The following is a 2008-nucleotide window of genomic DNA, read 5'->3' as shown; positions in this document are numbered from 1 at the left end:
CTGTTCTTGACTCTTGCAGTTAAAAACAGGACATTTTAAATGGTTTATCGCATAGACATTTTAATTGGTGAATAACAACTTGAACTTTTCCTTTTCGCATCAATATCTTAAAGTAAGCCGTTCTAGGGTTCAGCGCACTGGAACGGCTTTTTCTTGATCTTTCACGTTCCACGCCTATTCTTTGCTCATTGTTCCGTGATTTTATTCATTCAAATTAAACAATCTTGATTAATCATAGGGTCTAAAAAAACGACTCCAAAACCCTCTTTTCTCAGGCTCTGGTTCAATGTGTTCAGGCACAGGAATGCGCTTATTTTCAGTTTCAACTGGAGTAGTCAATTCATCAGCTTTCAGCTCAGGTTCTTTCTGAGGATCTGTTGCTATATTCTGCTCACGTTTTTGATCGATAAACGTAGTCATATTAGCTTTTGGGGCTTCTAGTAGACGTTGCATCGTCTCAATTTGATTCTGATAAAAAGATTCACGTTCTTTAGCATCTTCAAGTTGATTTTTTAACATGTCTATTTGTTGTCTAAGCAGTAAATTTTCTGTCGAATTTTGACTGTCTACTTTTACAGGTTCTTTTACACTTTGTTTTTTAGATGGTTCACCGAACACACGGATTGCTTCAGACAAATCAATTTTATTATCTGAATTTTTGCTTAATATTCCTTTATTTATATGGTTGTAAATAGTTTGTCTATTTATGCTATATAGCTTAGATAACTCAACAACAGAAAGACTTTTCATTGTGTAAAACTATGCCTAATCTTGTAAAAATAATATGTCTAATAGGCTGTCTATTAGACAGCCTTTATAGCCTAAACTTTTAAATCTAAATTGTCTAAATAATCTGAATATTTGTCTAAATTTACAGGGTCTTTTAACAGTTGTTTAATCCTTTTGGCAAAGTTTTCATAGCTTTCACCAGCCTCACTAAATTGGCTAGAAAAAGCAGAGTCATAAGCCAACTTATTTGCAAATAAATCTAATTGTTTCTCCGTTAGGCTAGCTTTTTTAGGCTTAACTTTTTTACGTTCCTGTTTTTGTTTGAATGTGAAAGAGAAACCAGAAATTGTTCTGCCAGTTTTATGTTGTTGATAGTTAGCCGTTATATCTGTTAGTTCATTAACTTGTTTCAAGGCAAAATCTAGGACATAGGTTTTAAAATTACTCATAGTCTTGTATTGAGTAGCCTCAACGCCTAGTTGTTGTCTGAATGTTGATAGATTAAAAACTGGTGTTTGGCCACTAGATCGCCATTGGATTAGTAGCTCATATAAACGAATGGCGTATGTACTTGTTAATTTGGAAACTTGTTGTATTTCATATTTAGTAAAATTTTCTTCTAATCTAGTAATTAGAGGGACAATATCTTGAGTGAAACGTAAGAATACAACTCCTGATTGATGTTCGTAACCAATTTTATCCACCCATCTACAGTGGAAACTTCTGTCTTTACCTGTTTTTGGATTTATATCGTGATAAGTAACATAGCGATCAAATAAGCTTCTAGAGGCATCCCTAAGAACGGTATATGCAGTATGTTTTTCAACATTAAAAGTATTTATGTAGCTACTAGCGTGAACTTCCAACAAGCTATTTTCCGTGATGCCTTGTCCCGTTTCTCTTGCTTCAGCTATTGCCAAAAGAATAAGACGTTGCTCAACAGTATCTAATGTATAACTTGCTTGAATCAGAGCATTATCTTTTACAACTAACTCGGCCATTTTTTAATATAAATCAAATTTAACTAGGTCATACCATAAACTATTTTAACTAGGTTGTAAAACGACCTATTAATTAGGTCGATAAACCTAGTTTTATGGGTCTATAAACCTAGTTTTATGGGTCTATAAACCTAGTTTTATGGGTCGATAAACCTAGTTTTATGGGCTTTGAAACATTTGCTATTAAAGGCTTTCAGCCTGTCTAAAAGCATTAAAAACTATTAAAAATAATTAAAAGCCTAATCTGGTCAAAATTGCCCTTGGTTTTCGCTACGCTC

The 2008-nt window shown here is 33.5% G+C and carries 2 protein-coding genes; both read right to left on the bottom strand.

Annotated elements, in window-relative coordinates; genetic code table 11:
* Positions 1–228 precede the first annotated feature (228 nt).
* The gene (locus CDG56_RS16605) at positions 229–750 is read right to left on the bottom strand and encodes a plasmid replication DNA-binding protein (RefSeq protein ID WP_026441245.1); all 522 of its coding nucleotides are present in this window, start codon (positions 748–750) and stop codon (positions 229–231) included.
* Positions 751–821: 71 nt separating this feature from the next.
* Positions 822–1730: a replication initiation protein RepM gene (repM, locus tag CDG56_RS16600; RefSeq protein WP_026441244.1), complete on the bottom strand. Its 909-nt coding sequence runs from the start codon at positions 1728–1730 to the stop codon at positions 822–824.
* Positions 1731–2008: the final 278 nt, after the last annotated feature.

This window comes from Acinetobacter sp. WCHA39, assembly GCF_002165385.1.
Taxonomy (GTDB): domain Bacteria; phylum Pseudomonadota; class Gammaproteobacteria; order Pseudomonadales; family Moraxellaceae; genus Acinetobacter.
This window is presented reverse-complemented; position numbering and strand designations above follow the sequence as displayed.